Origin of the sequence: Paenirhizobium daejeonense, assembly GCF_014280875.1 — a bacterium.
GTDB lineage: Bacteria > Pseudomonadota > Alphaproteobacteria > Rhizobiales > Rhizobiaceae > Allorhizobium > Allorhizobium daejeonense.
The window spans coordinates 239442-258325 of sequence record NZ_JACLAL010000007.1 but is presented as its reverse complement, the minus strand read 5'-3'; the positions used below and the strand labels follow the sequence as shown (position 1 = coordinate 258325).

The 18884-nt window shown below is 59.2% G+C and carries 17 protein-coding genes; 11 read left to right on the top strand and 6 right to left on the bottom strand.

The window, feature by feature from the left end; all coding sequences use genetic code 11:
• Positions 1–753: 753 nt before the first annotated feature.
• The 8 genes from H4I99_RS18660 (at position 754) to H4I99_RS18625 (ending at position 10361) form a co-directional block, all read left to right on the top strand.
• On the top strand, positions 754–1371 hold the full coding sequence (locus tag H4I99_RS18660) for a helix-turn-helix domain-containing protein (RefSeq protein WP_163898192.1): 618 nt from the start codon (positions 754–756) through the stop codon (positions 1369–1371).
• Between the two features lie 45 nt (positions 1372–1416).
• Positions 1417–2487 (top strand): extracellular solute-binding protein, encoded by a 1071-nt coding sequence (locus H4I99_RS18655; RefSeq protein ID WP_163898189.1) that lies wholly within the window; start codon positions 1417–1419, stop codon positions 2485–2487.
• Positions 2488–2548: 61 nt separating this feature from the next.
• Positions 2549–3451: an ABC transporter permease gene (locus H4I99_RS18650; RefSeq protein WP_163898186.1), complete on the top strand. Its 903-nt coding sequence runs from the start codon at positions 2549–2551 to the stop codon at positions 3449–3451.
• A 4-nt stretch (positions 3452–3455) separates the two neighbouring features.
• Positions 3456–4241 (top strand): ABC transporter permease, encoded by a 786-nt coding sequence (locus H4I99_RS18645; RefSeq protein ID WP_163898183.1) that lies wholly within the window; start codon positions 3456–3458, stop codon positions 4239–4241.
• Positions 4242–4243: 2 nt separating this feature from the next.
• Complete coding sequence (locus H4I99_RS18640; protein WP_163898180.1) at positions 4244–5359, top strand: ABC transporter ATP-binding protein; 1116 nt, start codon at positions 4244–4246, stop codon at positions 5357–5359.
• 16 nt (positions 5360–5375) lie between these two features.
• A complete protein-coding gene (locus tag H4I99_RS18635; RefSeq protein ID WP_163898177.1) occupies positions 5376–6761 on the top strand; it encodes an NAD(P)/FAD-dependent oxidoreductase in 1386 nt (461 codons plus the stop codon).
• A 20-nt stretch (positions 6762–6781) separates the two neighbouring features.
• Entirely contained in the window at positions 6782–7141 is a 360-nt protein-coding gene (locus H4I99_RS18630) for a cupin domain-containing protein (RefSeq protein ID WP_163898174.1), read from the top strand.
• Between the two features lie 430 nt (positions 7142–7571).
• Positions 7572–10361, top strand: coding sequence for a bifunctional aconitate hydratase 2/2-methylisocitrate dehydratase (locus H4I99_RS18625; protein ID WP_163898171.1), 2790 nt, complete (start codon positions 7572–7574; stop codon positions 10359–10361).
• Between the two features lie 126 nt (positions 10362–10487).
• Here H4I99_RS18625 and H4I99_RS18620 read toward each other — a convergent pair whose 3' ends face one another.
• Positions 10488–11021: a helix-turn-helix transcriptional regulator gene (locus H4I99_RS18620; protein WP_163898168.1), complete on the bottom strand. Its 534-nt coding sequence runs from the start codon at positions 11019–11021 to the stop codon at positions 10488–10490.
• Here H4I99_RS18620 and H4I99_RS18615 point away from each other — a divergent pair.
• On the top strand, positions 10989–11603 hold the full coding sequence (locus H4I99_RS18615) for a hypothetical protein (RefSeq protein ID WP_163898165.1): 615 nt from the start codon (positions 10989–10991) through the stop codon (positions 11601–11603). The two genes, H4I99_RS18620 and H4I99_RS18615, sit on opposite strands and share 33 nt — an antisense overlap.
• Positions 11604–12008: 405 nt before the next feature.
• Positions 12009–12842: a DUF1194 domain-containing protein gene (locus tag H4I99_RS18610; RefSeq protein ID WP_342345166.1), complete on the top strand. Its 834-nt coding sequence runs from the start codon at positions 12009–12011 to the stop codon at positions 12840–12842.
• A gap of 147 nt (positions 12843–12989) precedes the next feature.
• On the opposite strand, the gene H4I99_RS18605 is transcribed toward H4I99_RS18610, so the two are convergent.
• Complete coding sequence (locus tag H4I99_RS18605) at positions 12990–13916, bottom strand: LysR family transcriptional regulator (RefSeq protein ID WP_163898159.1); 927 nt, start codon at positions 13914–13916, stop codon at positions 12990–12992.
• 160 nt (positions 13917–14076) lie between these two features.
• Between H4I99_RS18605 and H4I99_RS18600 the strand changes: the two genes are divergently transcribed.
• Positions 14077–14826 carry an SDR family oxidoreductase gene (locus H4I99_RS18600; RefSeq protein ID WP_163898156.1) on the top strand — a complete coding sequence of 250 codons (750 nt, stop codon included), beginning with the start codon at positions 14077–14079 and terminating at the stop codon, positions 14824–14826.
• Positions 14827–14968: 142 nt separating this feature from the next.
• Here the strand turns inward: H4I99_RS18600 and H4I99_RS18595 are convergent, their stop codons facing one another.
• The 4 genes from H4I99_RS18595 to H4I99_RS18580 form a co-directional block, all read right to left on the bottom strand.
• A complete protein-coding gene (locus H4I99_RS18595) occupies positions 14969–16684 on the bottom strand; it encodes a GMC family oxidoreductase (RefSeq protein WP_163898152.1) in 1716 nt (571 codons plus the stop codon).
• Positions 16685–17041: 357 nt separating this feature from the next.
• The gene (locus H4I99_RS18590; protein WP_163898149.1) at positions 17042–17446 is read right to left on the bottom strand and encodes a DUF2177 family protein; all 405 of its coding nucleotides are present in this window, start codon (positions 17444–17446) and stop codon (positions 17042–17044) included.
• Positions 17447–17457: 11 nt separating this feature from the next.
• The gene (locus tag H4I99_RS18585) at positions 17458–18129 is read right to left on the bottom strand and encodes a ChrR family anti-sigma-E factor (protein ID WP_163898146.1); all 672 of its coding nucleotides are present in this window, start codon (positions 18127–18129) and stop codon (positions 17458–17460) included.
• A complete protein-coding gene (locus H4I99_RS18580; RefSeq protein ID WP_246225535.1) occupies positions 18126–18746 on the bottom strand; it encodes a sigma-70 family RNA polymerase sigma factor in 621 nt (206 codons plus the stop codon). The genes H4I99_RS18585 and H4I99_RS18580 overlap by 4 nt, the downstream gene beginning before the upstream one ends.
• Between the last annotated feature and the right edge of the window lie 138 nt (positions 18747–18884).

Genomic DNA, 18884 nt, shown 5'->3' with positions numbered 1-18884 from the left:
ATTTCAATGATTTCTTCAGAACGAGAAACTTCGTCGCCAGCAGCGCCGCCGCCCTCGTCAGTGAGCGGATGTATAATCCTACCCCCTCAATCAAGTCAACACTATCTATCACAAAAATTACAAAAATCAGACAACCTACTGGTTTTAAACACTAATCTCAATTTGTGGAAAGACAGACTCGCTAAGCACCTTTAAAAGCGCTCGTCGGAATATCCGTGATACAAAACCGGCTACCCGTGAGGCATCGAATAGGTCTGCGCTTCTATAAAGAGGTTAAGCAGAGTGGCCGCCGAAAGCCTAAACAGGTCGCCAAGTCCGTCTGCCGAACTCTCATCAGGTGACTCCGCAGTTCGAGATGCCAACCGGAAGCTATCTTCATGCTGCGTTGTCGCCGTTTGCACGAGGTCGGGTCTCAGAAGGGCAACGCTTCATATAGGTCGACAGACCTCCGAGACTGTGTTCTCATGAGCGGAAGCCCGGCAACCTGGTTGAATACAGCCATCCGATCAGCCCGCCTTGATGACGCACCATCGCCACCCCGGGTTCGGTTATCATCCAGCTAATCAGGGTGGGGCTATCCGTTTTCATGCGACCTCCCTGACACCGCCCCCCTTCGCATTTCCACAGTTTGCGTCCAGGGATTGCAGGTTGCGTCAGGCCCACACCCGTCGCCTCGAAAAAAGAGCCGTCGCCTCGGATTCCGATTGCCAAGCCGGACTTCACTTAATATGGTGTTAAGTGAGAGGTGACGCCATGGACGACATCGCAGTCGAGACAAGAAATCAGGCTCTCATTGGCGAGAAGGTCAAGGCCTTTCGCACGGCCCGCCGCATGTCCCTCAGAACGTTGGGAGATGCCACGGGGACGACCGCAAGTTTTCTTAGCCAGCTCGAGCGCGGCTTGAGCGGCGTCAATACCAGCACGCTGATACGTATTGCCGGCGCGCTGGGGATCAGCCTCACCGATCTTTTCGAAGAGGCCGGACCAGCAGTTGGCCAAGTTCTACGCAAGCATGAACGACCGGCGCTTCCGCCGGCCGAAGGTTATCGCAAGATGCTTCTCTCGCGGCGGCCAATCCGCGATATGGAAGTCTATATCGGCGAATTCGATCCGGGTGGCTCTACGGGTGCCGAACCCTATAGCCACGGGGATTCTCATGAACTCTTCTTCGTGATCCGCGGTGAGGTCGAGCTCACCCTCGGAGAGGAACGCCATGTGCTGTCTGCAGGCGACAGCATCGAATATCCGACGTCGGTTCCACACAAGACCGTAAATATCGGCCGGGAACTGGCTGAAGTCATCTGGATGATCGCGCCGCCCACCAGCGTTGCGGACGACCTAGACAAATACCTGCCACGGTCCGGCTCGTAACCGCGGCGGGAACAACGGAAACGAGCGTTACTGGGAGTAACAACGATGAAGAAATTTGCGAGGGCTCTGGCCCTGACGATGACGTGCGCCCTGGCTTTGCCGGCATTCGCACAGGAAAAGCCGGTCGCCGGCGAGGTGAAGGAAGGTTCGCTAAAGGGCAAGACGCTGACCTTCGTCTCTTATGGAGGCATCTATCAGGACGGTCAGGTCGCCGCCCTCAAGGAATTCGTCGACAAGTCCGGCGTGACGTTGCTGAACGACGGCCCGACCGAGATCGCCAAGCTGAAGGCGCAGGTCGATGCCGGCAACGTCACCTGGGACGTGGTCGATACCGCCGATCTGCCGCCCTATGTCCATTGCGGCACGCTGTTCCAGAAACTCGACCTTTCCAAGCTCGACGTCTCCAAGATCCCGCCCGGCCAGGTTGGCGAGTGCTCGGTTCCGGCGATGAACTACGGCGTCGTTCTCATGTACAAGAACGAGACCTACAAGGATAACCCGCCGAAGAGCTGGGCCGATTTCTTCGATACGGAAAAGTTTCCGGGCATTCGCGCCATCGACGGCTCGGGCGATCCCGTCGGCGGCCTAATCGAACAGGCGTTCAAGGCGTCCGGCGGTGATCCGAAGGCGATGACGCCCGAAGACATCGAAAAGGGCATCCAGAAGCTGCGCGATCTCGGCCCCGACACGATCTACTGGAAGACCGGTGCGGAATCCCAGCAGCTCGCGGAATCCGGCGAAGCCGACATGGTGATGATGTGGACCGGCCGCGCCATGACCGCCGTGAAGAACGGCGCGAAATACACCCCCGTCTGGCAGGATTGGCTCGTCGTCATGGACCAGATGACCATTCCGGTCGGCGTCAAGGACACGGATGCAGCCTATGCGCTGCTCAACGCCTATCTCGGCGCGAATTCCCAGGCGATCCTCACCGAAAAGACCTCTTACACGCCGATCAACATGGACGCCAAGCCGAAGGTTGACGATGCGACGGCCGCCTTCCTCACCAGCACGCCCGAGCGTATCGCACAGGGCTACCAGCAGAACATTCCGTTCTGGGTGAAGAACTTCGACCTCGCCGCCGAGAAGTGGACCGCGCTTCTTTCGGGCAACTGAGCCGCTGATTGACTGCAGGCCCGGCACCAAGTCGGGCCTGTCTCCAACACGGGAGATGTCCATGACCGCCACGTCCGATGAAGGCTTGGGGACCGGCCCTGCCACCGGCCCCGACCAGCCTCCCCTGCTTTCACGTTTCCGGCTGCGCGGCGCGATCTGGCTTGCGGCGCCGGCCGTGCTGGTGCTCGTTGCCGCCCTCGCCTACCCCTTGAGCATCGTCGTCTGGCGCTCTTTCGTCGATCCTGCGCCGGGCATCGAAAATTACGTCTGGTTCTTCCAGTCCGCGGTAAACCGCACGGTGCTGCAACGTACCTTTGTCGTCGCGGCCTGGGTAACGCTTGTCTCCCTCATCTGCGCCTACCCCTATGCTTACGCCATGACCATCGTCGGCAAGAACCTGCGGCTCGTGCTTATCCTCTGCGTGCTCGTGCCCTTCTGGCTGAGCGGAGTGGTGCGCACGCTCGCTTGGGTCATCCTGTTGCAGGATTCCGGCGTCATCAATTCCTTCCTGCGCAACCTCGGTCTTTCACCCGTCAAGCTGATCCGTACCCTGCCCGGCGTCATCATCGGCATGACGCAGGTGCTGCTGCCCTTCATGATCCTGCCGATCTATTCGGTAATGAAGGGTATAGACACGCGCCTCTTGCAGGCCGCACGCAGCCTTGGCGCAAAACCGTGGAAAGCATTCCTGCAGATCTATGTGCCGCTATCGCTTCCCGGTGTCTATGCAGGCGCAATCATCGTCTTCATTCTGTCGCTCGGCTTTTACATCACCCCGGCCCTGCTCGGCGGACCGCGCAGCACCATGCTTTCTTCGCTGGTGCAGAACCAGGTGCTGAGCCTTCTCAACTGGGGCCGCGGCGGTGCCATGGGCGTGGTTCTTCTGGTCGCGACCTTCGTGCTTCTCGCCATCGCCGCTCCGCTGATGCGCCAGAAGCACACCTCCTCGCGCAGGGAGGCGTAACCGGATGCCGTCCTTCTCCCGCATTCTCCTTGGCCTTTTCTGCCTGCTCGTCGCCGTCCTGCTGCTTGCGCCGACGCTGGTCGTGATCCCGATGTCGTTCAACGGCAACAAGTCGCTTGCCTTTCCCCCGGTCGGTTTCTCCTGGCAGTGGTATGAAAACTTCTTCCGCAATCCGGACTGGACGACGAGCTTTTCCAACTCGCTTGTTATCGCGCTCATCGTCGCAGTGGTGGCAACCGTGATCGGCACACTTGCCGCTTTCGGTATTACCAGAGCCGCCGCACGCGTCGGCGGATTGCTACGCGCGCTCCTGATCACGCCGATGGTCGTGCCGGGTGTCGTTCTGGCGATCGGCATCTATGCGGTCTATCTCGACGCACATCTCGTTGGCACGGTCACAGGCTTCGTCCTGGCGCATACCATGCTCGCCATTCCCTTCGTCCTGATCGCAGTGCAGGCCAGCCTCGAAGTCTTCGATCGGCGACTGGAAACCGCCGCCGCCAGTCTCGGAGCCGGGCGGCTGACGGTGTTCCGCACGGTGACGCTACCGCTGATCCTGCCGGGCATCCTCTCAGGCGCACTCTTTGCCTTCATCACCTCGTTCGACGAGATCATCGTGGCACTCTTCATCACCAGCCCATATCTCAAGACCCTGCCGGTGCAGATCTACACCTCCATCACCCGCGACGCAGACCCGACCGTGGCGGCCGTTGGCACGCTGCTGTTTTTCGCAACGTCGCTCATCATCATCGCTGGCCTGCTGTTCGGCATGCACCGCGGAAGGACCTGACCATGACAGCAACCCAACCATCAGCCGGCGCCGCGATTGAAATCCGCAAAGCGACAAAACGCTATGGCGCGTTTACCGCCTTGAACGACATCGACCTTCATATCCGTCCCGGCGAGTTCATGACGCTGCTTGGTCCCTCAGGTTCCGGCAAGACGACAACGCTGAACCTCATCGCCGGGTTTACGGATATCAGTTCCGGCGCTCTCGAAATTGGCGGCAAGAGCGTTACTGGGCTGCCTTCGCACAAGCGGAATATCGGTGTCGTCTTCCAGCACTATGCACTCTTCCCACACATGACGGTCGGCAAGAACGTGGCCTATCCGCTGACGCTGCGCGGTATAAAGGGTAAGGACCGCGACGCTCGTGTAAAACGGGCTCTCGACATGGTGAAGATGGCGGATTTCGCCCATCGTTATCCGAACGAGCTTTCCGGCGGCCAGCAGCAACGCGTTGCGCTGGCGCGGGCGCTGGTCTTCGATCCACCGCTGCTCTTGATGGACGAGCCGCTCGGCGCACTCGACAAGAAGCTGCGCGAATGGCTGCAACTCGAAATCAAGCGTATTCACCGCGAACTCGGCACCACATTCGTCTACGTCACTCACGACCAGGAAGAGGCGCTGGTGCTCTCCGACCGCATCGCCGTGTTCAATGGCGGGCGTATCGAGCAGATCGGCACGGGCCGTGAACTCTACGACAGCCCCGCGACACTCTTCGTCGGCCGGTTCATAGGCGAATCCACCGTTCTGCGTGGAAAGACCGGGATTTCGGACGGCAATACGGTGATGACAATCGGCGATCAAAGGATTGTCGCCCATGGCCGCATTGCCGGTGATGCCCGCCCGGTCATGCTTGTGCGCCCCGAACGCGTGGCGCTGAAGCGGCCCGGTATGGAAATCAGCGGCACCGAAAACCGCCTTTCCGGCAATGTCGTCGAGGCTATTTACCTGGGTTCCGGCTCGAAGTACGAGGTGCGGCTCGCGGACGGGACGATCGCTGTCGTTCGCAGCCCCCTCGGCGCGGCTGATTTTTCCATCGGCGATGCCGTCGACATCGCCTTTCTCCCCACCGATCTCATTCTCCTGCCCGACGATGCCAGCGCCGACGTGACGCTGACCTGAACCAGAAAGCATCCCCATGGATATCAAGACCAACGGTAACATCTCCTTCTGGTATGCCGATATCGGCGGCATTCCGGAAAAGCGCCCTCCCCTGCCCGGTGATCGGGAAGCTGACGTCTGCATCATCGGCGCCGGCTATACGGGCCTTTGGACGGCCTATTATCTGAAGAAGGCCAACCCTTCGCTCGACATCGTCATCATCGAACGGGAATTCGCAGGCTTCGGCGCCTCCGGGCGAAATGGCGGCTGGCTTTCCGGTGGCTTCAGCTGGTCGCGCGAAAAATACGAAAAGACCTCCGGTCGCGGCGCCGTCGTCGACATGCAGAACGCCATGGCCGGTACGGTCGACGAGGTCGAGCGCGTCACCAAGGCAGAGGGCATCGACGCCGATCTCATCCGCGTCGACAATCTCATCGCCGCCACCAATACCGCCCAGATGGAGCGGATACGCGAGGAGTACCAATATGCCCTTGACTGGCAGGTATCGCCGGAGCGCATACAGTTCCTGTCCGCGGAACAGACTGCTGCGCGTATTCGCCTCGCCAATGTTCAAGGTGCTGTTTCCTACCGCGGAATGGCGCGAGTACAGCCGGCCAAGCTGGTGCGCGGCCTTGCCCGCGTTGTCGAGGAACTGGGAGCGTCGATCTACGAGGGCACGAGCGTCACCCGCTTCGAAAAAGGCCGCGTCGAGACCGACCACGGAACGGTGCGTGCCCCCGTCATCATCCGTGCGACGGAGGGCTTTTCCGCAGGCCTACCCGGCTTCGAGCGCACATGGCTGGCGCTGAACAGCGCACAGATCGTCACGGAACCCGTGCCGGAAGATCTCTGGCGGGAGATCGGCTGGGAGGGGCATGAACTGCTCGGGGACGCGGCGCATGCCTATTGCTATGCCCAGCGCACCCGGGAAGGCCGCATCACCATGGGCGGGCGCGGTGTGCCCTACCGCTATGGCTCGGCGACGGACGTCAACGGACAGACGCAGCAGGCGACCATCGACCAGCTTTATGGCATCCTGACCCGCCTCCTGCCCCAGACCAAATCGCTGAAGATCGATCATGCCTGGTGCGGCGTACTCGGTGTGCCGCGCGACTGGTGCACGACGGCCGGGTTCGACCGCTCCACCGGCATCGGCTGGGCGGGCGGCTATGTCGGTCTCGGCGTCTCCAGCTCCAACCTTGCCGGTCGCACGCTTTCCGACCTGATCCTGAACCGCGACACGGAACTAACCGGCCTCCCCTGGGTCAATCGTACCGTGCGCGAATGGGAGCCGGAACCGTTCCGCTGGCTTGGCGTACATTCTATGTACCAACTCTACAGCATGGCCGATAAACGCGAGTTCGCCGGCCTGCAGCACACTTCAAAGCTCGCGGCCATCGCCGACAGCATTACCGGCCACTGAGCCTTTCAAAGGATAGTTTCATGATCAGTTTCGAGAATTTCGGCGACCTTCTCAGCCTCGACATCGGGGCCTTTGAGCCGAAACCCACCTCGATCGAGGGAGAGCAGCGGGAGGCGGCTGTCGTGCTCTGGACCAGCCCAAACGGCAAGCTGGAAACCGGTATCTGGGAATGCACGCCCGGCCGCTTCACCGCCGATCGCAGCAAGAACTCCGAAATCTGCCATCTGCTATCCGGCAGTGTGACCCTGCACAACAGCGACGGCACCGAGCAAAAGATCGTCGCTGGAGAGATGTTCGTGCTGCCGATCGGCTGGCGGGGCGAATGGACCCTTCATGAACAAACCCGCAAAATCTACACCATGATCGACGAAGGTGTGTAATTGCATTCACACCCGGATAGAGGATCTGCAATTCCGCGGCCACTGCGCAAAGCGCATTGAACGAGATGCATAGATCAGCATAGATCTATGCATCTCAAGGATAGGCCACAGGCTCCCCGCAGAAAGCCACAGGCATCACTTGGCCGTCGTTCCCGAGACATCAAACGATAACTGCCCCCACAGCGAGTTGGATCATAAAAGCCAAACCGGGTAACTGGTTGCTTGTCGGTATTACGATCCGACAGGTGCCCCCGGGGTCAACCGAACTCGTTAATGCCGAACCCTTGGTACTACTTTTTTACCGGAATAGGGCATCTTGCCAGCCGGCCCCGGCTGGCGTACTCGAAAACCGTCGGACGATGGGCCGATTAACGATACCATTCGGCGTCGCTGCGTTTCGGCGCCACAACCTCAAGACGTTGGGATTGCGATGAACCTTTACTTGGATTACCTGGCTGAGATCAAAAGCAGAGAAACTCAAGGGCTCGCTCCCAAGCCGATTGATGACGGCGCGCTCCTCGGCGAGATCATCACGCTGATTGAGGATGTCGGCAGCGAACACCGGCCAGATGCCCTGAAGTTCTTCATCTACAATACGCTGCCGGGCACGACCAGCGCGGCCGGTGTCAAGGCCGCGTTCCTGAAGAAGATCATTCTCGGCGAAGCGGTCGTTCCGGAAATCACCCCCGATTTTGCCCTCGAACTGCTGTCGCACATGAAGGGCGGTCCCTCGGTGGGAGTGCTGCTCGACATCGCGCTTGGCGATGACGCAGCGATTGCCGCAAAGGCCGGTGAAGTTTTGAAGACCCAGGTCTTCCTCTACGACGCCGACATGTTCCGGCTGCGCGATGCCTTCAAGGCGGGAAATGCAGTCGCCAGGGACGTGCTTGAAAGCTATGCCAAAGCCGAGTTCTTCACCAAGCTCCCGGATGTAGAGGACGAAATCAAGGTCGTGACCTTCATCGCCGCCGAAGGCGATATCTCGACCGACCTTCTGTCGCCGGGCAACCAGGCGCATTCGCGCTCCGACCGCCAGCTCCATGGCCAGTGTATGATCTCGCCGGAAGCGCAGCAGGAAATCGTGGCGCTGCAGAAGAAACACCCCGACGCGCGCGTGATGATGATCGCCGAGAAGGGCACGATGGGCGTCGGCTCTTCGCGCATGTCCGGCGTGAACAACGTGGCGCTGTGGACCGGCAAGCAGGCCAGCCCCTATGTGCCTTTCGTCAACGTCGCCCCGATCGTCGCCGGCACCAACGGCATCTCGCCGATCTTCGCGACCACCGTCGACGTGACCGGCGGCATCGGCATCAACCTGAAGAACTGGGTCAAGAAGACCGGTGAAAACGGCAAGCCGATCCTCAACAACGACGGCAACCCCATCCTCGAACAGAAATTCTCGGTCGAGACCGGCACCGTGCTGAAGATCGACGCCAAGAACAAGAAGCTTCGCGACGAGAACGGCAATGAGCTGGTCGATGTCGCTGCCGCCTTCACGCCGCAGAAGATGGAGTTCATGAAGGCCGGCAGCTCCTATGCCATCGTCTTCGGCAAGAAGCTCCAGACGTTTGCCGCCCAGACGCTCGGCATCGAGCCGACCCCGGTCTTTGCCCCGAACAAGGAAATCAGCATCGAGGGCCAGGGCCTGACGGCTGTCGAGAAGATCTTCAACCGCAACGCCGTCGGCGTAACCCCGGGAAAGATCCTGCATGCCGGCTCCGACGTTCGCGTGAAGGTGAACATCGTCGGCTCGCAGGACACCACCGGCCTGATGACCGCGCAGGAACTGGAGGCGATGGCGGCAACCGTCATTTCGCCGCTCGTCGACGGTGCCTACCAGTCCGGTTGCCACACGGCATCCGTCTGGGACAAGAAGGCTCAGGCCAACATTCCGAAGCTCATGTCCTTCATGAACAACTTCGGCGTGATCACCGCCCGCGATCCGAAGAGCGTCTATCATTCGATGACGGACGTCATCCACAAGGTGCTGAACGACATCACCGTAGACGACTGGGACATCATCATCGGTGGCGACAGCCATACCCGCATGTCCAAGGGCGTGGCATTCGGCGCTGACTCCGGCACCGTGGCGCTGGCGCTGGCAACGGGCGAGGCCACCATGCCGATCCCGCAGTCGGTCAAGGTGACCTTCAAGGGCACGATGCAGCCCTACATGGACTTCCGCGATGTGGTCCACGCAACGCAGGCGCAGATGCTCAATCAGCATGGGGACAACGTCTTCCAGGGCCGTATCATCGAAGTGCACATCGGCACGCTGCTTGCCGACCAGGCTTTCACCTTCACCGACTGGACGGCAGAGATGAAGGCCAAGGCATCGATCTGCATTTCGGAAGACGAAACGCTGATCGAGTCGCTGGAAATCGCCAAGTCGCGCATTAAAATCATGATCGAAAAAGGCATGGACAATGCGGCCGGGACCCTCAAGGGCCTGATCGCCAAGGCCGATCGTCGTATCGCCGAGATCCGCTCTGGCGAAAAGCCGGCTCTCAAGCCTGACGATAATGCCAAGTACTTCGCTGAAGTCGTGGTTGATCTCGACCAGATCGACGAGCCGATGATCGCCGACCCCGACGTGAACAATGCCGATGTTTCCCGGCGCTATACCCACGACACGATCCGCCCGGTTTCCTACTATGGCGGCGCCAAGAAGGTGGACCTCGGCTTCGTGGGCTCGTGCATGGTGCACAAGGGCGACATAAAGATCGTCGCCCAGATGCTGAAGAACATCGAGAAGGCCGAAGGCAAGATCGAGTTCAAGGCACCGCTCGTGGTTGCTGCCCCGACCTACAACATCATCGACGAACTGAAGGCCGAAGGCGACTGGGAAATCCTGCAGAAGTATTCGGGCTTCGAGTTCGATGATGTGAAGCCGAAGACCACCAACCGCACCGAGTACGAGAACATCCTCTATCTCGAGCGTCCCGGCTGCAACCTGTGCATGGGCAACCAGGAAAAGGCCGAGAAGGGCGACACCGTTCTCGCGACCTCGACCCGTCTGTTCCAAGGGCGCGTCGTGGAAGATACGACCGACAAGAAGGGCGAATCTCTCCTCGCATCGACCCCGGTCGTGGTGCTGTCGGCGATCCTTGGCCGCACGCCGAGCATGGAAGAGTACCGGTCTGCCGTTGAAGGAATCGACCTGACAAAGTTCGCTCCGCCGAAGACGAAGCCGATCGACTCCCTGTCTGTCCACTACTGAGATCCCGTCCGGGTTCGGAATGCAATGCCCCGCGAGCGCCATGCCTTCGCGGGGTATTTTTATATTGTCGATTGAATAGGCGGCGCGTGGATGTTCGACGTGCCCGGAGGCAGGGTCTCTCGACAATCAGCACCTCCCAAGAGAGGCCAGCAAGGCCACCAGGGTGGCTTGCCGATGAGTGTCGGTCTTCTGGAAAATGGATTTGACCCTGCTTCGGGCGGTTTCCCTGGTAACGCGGAGCGCTTCCGCAGCGGTTTCGAGGGTCTCGCCGCTTGCGAGCAGCGCCGCGAGACGCGCTTCCGCCGGGGTGAGACCGAAAGCGCGAATGAGAACCTGCCAGTCGGACTTGGCGGGAGCAACGATCTCATCGAGAAGCAGCAATGCTCTCGCACAAAGAAAGGGAGACTTCGCCCCGCCATCGACTGGCAGGACCCTGATCACGATCGGAGCGGCGTTCTCCTGCCGCGCGACAATTGGAGGTGCGCACAAGGTCTTGCCCTCGCGAAGCCCTCTCAGTCGGTCGATGACCTTGCCGTATTCCGCCGCCGCGTGGCGATCGCGAAGTATCAGCCGCCCGCCGGCGATGTGGACGGAGGCGCCCAGGAGTTGCTGTGCTGCCGAGTTGGCATGGATGAACCTGCCGGTTGCATCGATCGCCACCACCGCCTTTCCGATTTGATCGAACGAATTCGCAACGGTCGACAATGTGACGCGCCCGGCAAGATGCGCAAGACTGCCCACCTCGTTCAGCCGCAGGGAAAACTGTCGGAGGATCGCCCTTTCCGTCTGTTCGAATGTCCCTTGGCGAAGAGATCGATGCAGCGTCAGGGACCAGAAGTCCGGGCCGGTATGGATTCCGATGCCCGCCCACCATTTCCCGTCAAAACGAGGCAGGAATTCGTCGAAAAATGGCGCGTCCTCATCGGCGGCATCGATCAGATCACGATCCAGGGCAACCTCGCCTCGCAAATTCAGAACCCTTGCGCGCCGGTGACTATCGGCGTCTCGCTCAGGCCATCCCTCGCGGACATAGGTTTGCAGGCACTCTCCAAGATGCGCGGTCGCCACCGCTCCTTCGGACCCGGTCTGCGGGATCAAGGCAGCTCCCATGGCGCCGGTGGCCGTCGCGACCTCCTCCAGGAGTTCTGTCCAACGCGACGGATCGGCAATAACGTCCGACAAGTGCGCGGACGCATGTTGAAAGCGGCTGATGTCGATCGACATATCGCCCCCCTTAAGTGATTGCCAGGCACGAACAGCGGGCAGAAGCCAAGCGATATATCGATTGGATACAATATGAATCGGCAGCTTTGCCGTGGATATTTTGAAAATCTGAAAGTATACGTCTCAATATTCGAAAGCGATATTATCTGCGACTTTGCCGTTTCAAGTATAGCATATAGTTTTCAGCCTTCAATAGCGGCCGTGCCAGTGCCGCCACGAGCGATGCCAGTCGCAAACTTCAGGCAGCCGATCGTTTTGGCTCTTTCGCGCCCTCGCCTCCAAATGCTCTCGGGCCGGAGCAATCTGCGCCATCCGTCTCCCTTCAACCCCCAAAAGGGGGTCGAACGTATTCCCGCCCAATGGTTCCGTTTTCCTCACGGGGATCATGCCCCACAGGAAAACCGGCGGGAGGGACCTATGCGAATGACAAATTTCTCCGTGAAACTGGCGGGTGCGATGGCAGCGGCGTTGAGTTTCGGATTGCAGGCTCACGCCACCGGTGTCGGTGAGGCGCAAACCTTTGACGTCGATGTTGCAATCGTATTTGCAGTTGATTTCTCATCATCGATCGACCCGGACACTGCCGACCTGCAAAGGAACGGGCATGTGACCGCACTCACTTCGCCGGAGTTCCTCGATGCCATTTCCAGCAATCGTCGGGGCTGCATCGGTATAACTTACTTTGAATGGGCGAGCCCGGCGCAGATCAGGGTCGTGCTGCCGTGGACAAGGATTTGTGGACCGGCGGATGCCGGAAACGCTGCCCGGGTGATCGCCAACAAAGGCGACACCGGCTTCAGCCGCCGGGGCAGAGGCGGCACATCCATTTCCTCAGCCATCGATGTTGGAAGCCTGCTTCTCGACAAGTTTCCGGGAACAGCCGAAAGAAAGGTAATAGACATCTCCGGCAACGGCGAAAACAACGACGGCCTACCCGTTCAGGAATCCAGGAGAAGGGCGATAGCAAAGGGATACACTATAAATGCCATCGCCATCCCGGATGGAAGCGGCGAGAACCCCGGCCTTCTATTGGCCTCCTATTTTTCTGACAACGTCATAGGCGGTTTCAGCGCTTTCGTGATGGTGCCGAAGGCAGTCGGCGACTACATCACCGCTCTGCGGCGGAAGCTGATAAGGGAGATCGCCCAACGCGATGATCCGCGTTCCCCGAACGCCGGGGCGCGCTTCGGGTGGCCAACTTATACAACCATCGCGGACGCCCAGTATCGTGCGTTCGAATGGATGGCGTCGCCTTGACAGGCGCCGCGCATTACGAAGGCAACCGGGTCTCTTCTCATCGTTCCAAAATGGACGAGAGATCGCGGCCCGATGGCCTCCACGCCCGATGAGTGGACGAAAGCCTAAGCGCGCCCCCCTGTATAGGTAGGCCGGTGCCATGGCCGGTCAGATTGCCGAATTATCCCAGTAGGGAGGACTACCGAAAGTCGCACTCAGATGATCCGCCATCGCCCGGAGTTTGGCCGACGGATTTCGCCCCTCGGGATGGGCCATGTAGATGAATTCGTCCTCGGGATGCATGCCGATATCGATAGGCAAGAGGTCGCCTGCCTTCATCGCCGGGCCGGCGATGAACATCGGTAGTAGGGCAATGCCAAGCCCCGCGATCGCGGCATCCCGGATCATGTCGCCATTGTTCAGCCCGAGCCCCAAACGTCCATGCACGACGAAGGCATCACCTTTGGTGCCGCCGGCAACACCACGCGGAAAACGCCAGTCGGCAACGCCGCGATTGGTGTAGAAAATGCCTTTGTGCCCGGCCAGCTCCTCGATCGAGCGCGGCGCGCCATGCCCGGCGATATAAGCGGGCGAGGCACACAGCACGCGACGGCTTGGCGCCAACTTCCAGGTCATCAGTCGTGAGTCCAGGATAGGGCCGTGGCGAATGACGGCATCGAACCCGCCCGAACTCGCATCCACCCGGCGATCGTCAAGATCGAGCGTCAGTTCGATCTGCGGATACGACGCAAGAAACGGATAGAGCGCCGGTCCCAAATGCATTCGCCCGAACGTCACGGGCGCGGAGATACGTAACGGGCCGACCATGGCGCCGCGCCGTTCGGCCATGTCCGCCGCCGCACTCTCGACATCGTTGATAATCCGCCGGGCACGATCCAGAAACGCGCTGCCGTCTTCTGTCAGCGTCAGCCGTCGCGTCGTTCGGTGCACCAGTTTGGCCCCAAGCGTACGTTCCAACTCCGCCAGCCTTTCGCTGACGACCGATTTCGGCTGACGCAACCGTCGTGCGGCCTCGCTGATCGAACCTGCTTCACTAATCGCCACGAACACTGCGATGCCTTCGAGCTTCATCATCGTTCGGAAAATCCGGAAAATAGAACCGATTTCTGCAGGCTAATCCGAACAAGGGAAAAAGACCATATTCAACTCAAGCAGGCGGCCTGATGAAAACGAAAGATACGCCGACCGGTCTTGCCCCAACCAACAACTCATTGAAAGAAAAAGGAGTATCACCATGACCCGTCTCGCAAACAAGACTGCCCTGATAACCGGAGGGACCAGCGGCATCGGCCTCGAAACCGCCAGGCAGTTTATTGCCGAAGGTGCCCGCGTCGCCATCACCGGTACGAACCCCAAGACCATAGAGACCGCCCGGGCCGAATTGGGTGCCACAGTACTCATTATCCGCGCCGATGCGAGCGATGTTGCAGCACAAAAAACCGTCGCCGCCGAAATCGAGAAAACCTTTGGCCAGCTCGACATCGTCTTCATAAACGCCGGTGTCGCCGATCTGAGGCCCATTGAAAACTGGGCGGAAGCAGATTTCGACCGCACTTTCGATATAAACGTCAAGGGACCGTTCTTTCTTGTCCAGGCGTTGCTACCGCTGTTGAGCAATCCTGCGTCGATCGTGCTGAATACCTCGGTCAACGCCCATGTCGGCATGCCCACATCCAGCGTATACGGTGCTAGCAAGGCAGCGCTGCTGTCGATGGCGCGTACTCTCTCGGGCGAACTGATTGGCCGTGGCATTCGTGTGAACGCAGTCAGCCCCGGCCCGATCGCCACGCCACTCTACGGTAAGCTCGGCCTGTCTGAGGAGGGCACCAAGGCGATGGCTGCCGGTGTATTGGCTCAGGTTCCCGCTGGCCGTTTCGGCACGCCCTCGGAAGTCGCCAAGGCCGTGGTTTTCCTCGCGTCCGATGAAGCCAGCTTTACCGTGGGGGCGGAACTGCAAATCGACGGTGGAATGGGCACGCTCTAGATGGAACAATTCGAAAGCGGAAAATTCTGACGATTAGGTTGACCGACCTTTGCTGCCCTACCTGGTCGCTTCACACGGTCGGTCATTTCTTCACCTGCCACACCTGCCGCGTTGCCATGTTACGGCGAAGGAGAAGACGACTTCAAGCCGCCTTGAGTTCCGCATCTAGACGATCTGCCAGCCTGATTGCAAAGGCGATGATCATGAGGGTGGGATTGGCATGGCCGCTGGTCGGGAATACGGAGCCTCCGGCGACAAATAGGTTGGGCAGCCCATGGACCTTGCAGTTACGGTCCACGACGCCGGTCTTAGGGTTGTCCGACATTCGCGTTGTTCCAAGCGTATGCGCCATGTCGATGATGACGATGTCCTCGGGTCGACGGTCGCGCGCCCATTCCTCCAGAGTGGGAGCTGGCAACCCATGGCTCACGAGCGCCACGCGGGAGAGTTCGGCGATCCTGAGCAGAGTATGCCGTTCGGCAGCGTTGATGCGCCAATCCACCCGGGCGAGAGGTGTGCCGAACCGGTCCTTCCGCGAACTGAGGCTGACCCTGCTATCGGGATTAGGCATCTGCTCGCAGATAGCTTCTATTCGCAGGCCGGAGAGTTTATGCGGCAAGCCGCGGCTCTGAAACTCGTCTGCAACCATGTTCGGTGAAAGCCGGATCGCCGTGTTGATCACAAGGTCCTTGACGACCTGTGGCGTGCGGTGGTCTGAAAGGATCTTCATGCCGATGCCTCTGGCAAGAAAACCCGATCCCGTTGCCACTGACAGCAGGTCACGGTTGATGCTCGTGCTTTTCCAGCGCAAGAGTTTTTTCAGGGCATCCCATGGATCGTCGGGTGCGCGCTCCGTTGAAAAATAGATTGCTGCGTTGAGCAACTGCTCTTGTTCCTGCATTTGCTCTGTCAACGCCAAACCATGCATAAACATATGCGCCCGTTTTTTGTGGTGGACCCCGAAGAAGCCGAAGAGCTTTGCCGGCGCGGCCATTTCATGAGCAGAAAATCGCCCGACACGCGCTGCGGCATGATCCATCAGATAGCGCCCTACCACGTCGTGACAGTTGCCGATCCCATTTGGATGAATGTCGTCGGAGGCCAACAGGAGACGGGCATTTTCAATGCCGCTGGCAGCAAGGACGCAAAGTTTGGCCTTAACGCGCGCACGCCTGCCCTCCATACTCGCGATCTCGAGATATGAGAATTGCGTTCCATCTTCGCTTAGTCCGACATGTGTCACGGATGCGTCGAGCAGAATATGGAGATTATCCGGCCGCCACGCCATCACTTCGCTGCCAAAGCGCATGACATCAAGCTTGTCAACGCGCGAACGGGCAAATTGCCAATAGAAGGAATGCAATCCCTCTGTATCAAAACGCCTGGTTGGCGCCATCGGACTAAGGTTCAGCACCTCGGTCGCGCGCAAAAGATAAGGCTCGATAGCCGCGCGATCGACAGGCCAGCCGGAATGAGGAACCCAGGGCCGCGAATTGAAATCGATGACATCAAAAGGCGCCGATTTACCGGCCCATGCATGCGTCGATCCTCCAAGTGCCCTGCATCGGACACCGAAAGGCTGTACCTGTGGAGACCACAGCTGAGCTTGGGGTCCGTGAAATTCGATCCGCTTCCTGACCTGCGCTTCGGACCGGAGCTCGCCAATGTTCTCGACCGCATTGAGTTCAGAATGACGCTCGGTTTCCACTTCGATCCCACTTTCGACGACAAGCACCCTCCGGCCCGTTCCAGCACATTGGGTTGCGATCGTCAGTCCGGCAGGACCGGCACCCACGATCACGAGATCCGCAGTGAAAATGGAATTATCTTCAAAATCCGTCAGACGCTCGACTCTCATCCGAATTCAACTTCCGTGAAGCAGCCAACAGGGTTCAACAACAAGCAAGATCAGAACAACCATAGCCCGATTATTCAATTACCGGGTCGAGGGAGGTGGACGTTTCGGAAGCATCAAATCGGGTATTCGGATCTCCTACATAGGAACACGTTGACACGACTTGCGTATCTCGCCCGCCCATCTGTGTTAAAAACTTGCAGAAAATGGAGGTTCGAAGAAGTAGTCGCGGGACTTTGTCCATCCGCCATATCAATATGGTCGAGGGATCGAGAGGCCGCACCGCGTGTGGCAAACGGAGCGCTCCATTTTGGAATGCCCGCGATTGAGATGAGCGACAACAAACATATGTTTGTTGGCTCACCCCTTGAAATATGAGGAAACCAGATAGCCGGACGAGGCCGCGATCGCCGTCAGGATTGCGCCCCACAGGACATCCACGACACTAACATGGAGGGTCCAGTTCTTAAGGGTCGCAAGGTTCGTGGCATCGTAGGTTCCATAGGCGACAAGGCCGAGAAGCGCGCCATTAAGACAGGCTACCGCCAGGCTCTCCTTCTGCAACCCGGGCATGACCGCGAAATAGACGATGCCGCCAATATAGAACAGGTAGAACGCTGCGGCCGCCATCATGTTAGGTTTGTCACGCAGCAGATCACCGATTTCGGATCGATAAAAACCAATCGCTACGCGGCTGAGCCAGATGTAATCAAGACCGAAAAATGCGACGGCGGCTGACAAGTAGGCGATCAAGGGCGTCGGCATCGGAAGGCTCCTCATATCCCAAGAACAGGCTGTATCAGCCGCAACAAGCGACTTTTGAACCGCAGAGGGGCATCCGTCACAGCCAGACAGATGCAATCTTCACCAGCACCGGCAATCGGTTGATGTTGCAGTTCTTCATCAGCTTCCTCTATATCGCCGCGGCAAAACCGTCCCTTTTCATCGGAAAAGCTACCGGCCAGAACAAGCGTGAGTTCGCGCCCGCCATGACTGTGTTCCGGCACCGGCCTGCCTGCGGGAATACGTAACAGGCGAACGCTCGTCACGCCGTCGCCGGTTGGGATCGGCACCTGATAGGCGCCGCGGCCGAGCGGTTTCCATTTCAACGCCAGCGCATCGGACCCGACATACGAGCGGAGGGGCTCAGGCAGTACCGGGGCTCGCGAGGCTGATGCCACAACGCCTTGGCGCGCTGCCGGGATAATGCCATCCGACGGATCAGCGAGCCTTTGACTGAGTTGCGCCCAGGATGAGCCCATGTCATCCGTCGAGGCTGGCAGGCCCTCGAACAGCTCCCCCGCAATCGCTTCAAAATCACGAAGCCGGTTTCGGCAATCTGGGCAGAGCGCCAGATGGGTGGCAACGGCAAGGCTCCAGCCCTCCACCAGCTCACCGGTCGCATAAGCTGAAAGAAGGTCATCGCTCACATGGTGACGAACATTCATCGCCGGTCCTCCATGTTCTTGCGCAGCTTGGCAATGGCCATCCGGATACGTGACTTGACGGTGCCGAGCGGCAAGCCGAACTCTTCCGCCAGAGTGCTATGAGGCACGTCCGAAAAAAAGGATCGCTGTACCAACTCCCGCTGTTCCGGTGGCAAGTCGCGCAAAGCAGCACGAAGCGTTTCGGCATCCTGGCGGCTTGCCAGCCCGACATCGGCGGGCTCGGTTACGGCAGGCACGAAAGCCGGATCGTTCGGATCAAATTCCGGTCGTTTCTGTTTGCGGCATGCGGAAATGAATAAATTGCGAGCGATGGTAAATATCCATGCGGAAACAGTGCCCCGAGCCGCATCGTAAAGATCGGCCTTTCTCCATACCGTAATCATCGTTTCCTGCATCAGTTCTTCCGCCATATGCAGATTCTTCGTCTGCTTAAGCATGTAGGTTTTCACCTTGGGACCAAAATGCCGGAATAGTTTTTCGAACGCCGCAATATCGCGACGAGACGCAACAGCGTCCAAAAGCCTGGCCAAATCTTCCGGGGGTTCATCCATCACCGCTTCTGCAATCCTTACAGGCGCAACGCCGACCATTCGCCGCGCGGACTGCGTGGTAAACACGGATTGCGGCGCCTCATTGTGGCATCGCCCGACAAAGTGTGAAACGCTTAATGTCATGCAGCCAATACGCGGCCAACGAAAATCTGGATCACCGCGCCGAAAAAAACATCTTCGACCGATCCAACCGAAATCTCCTGT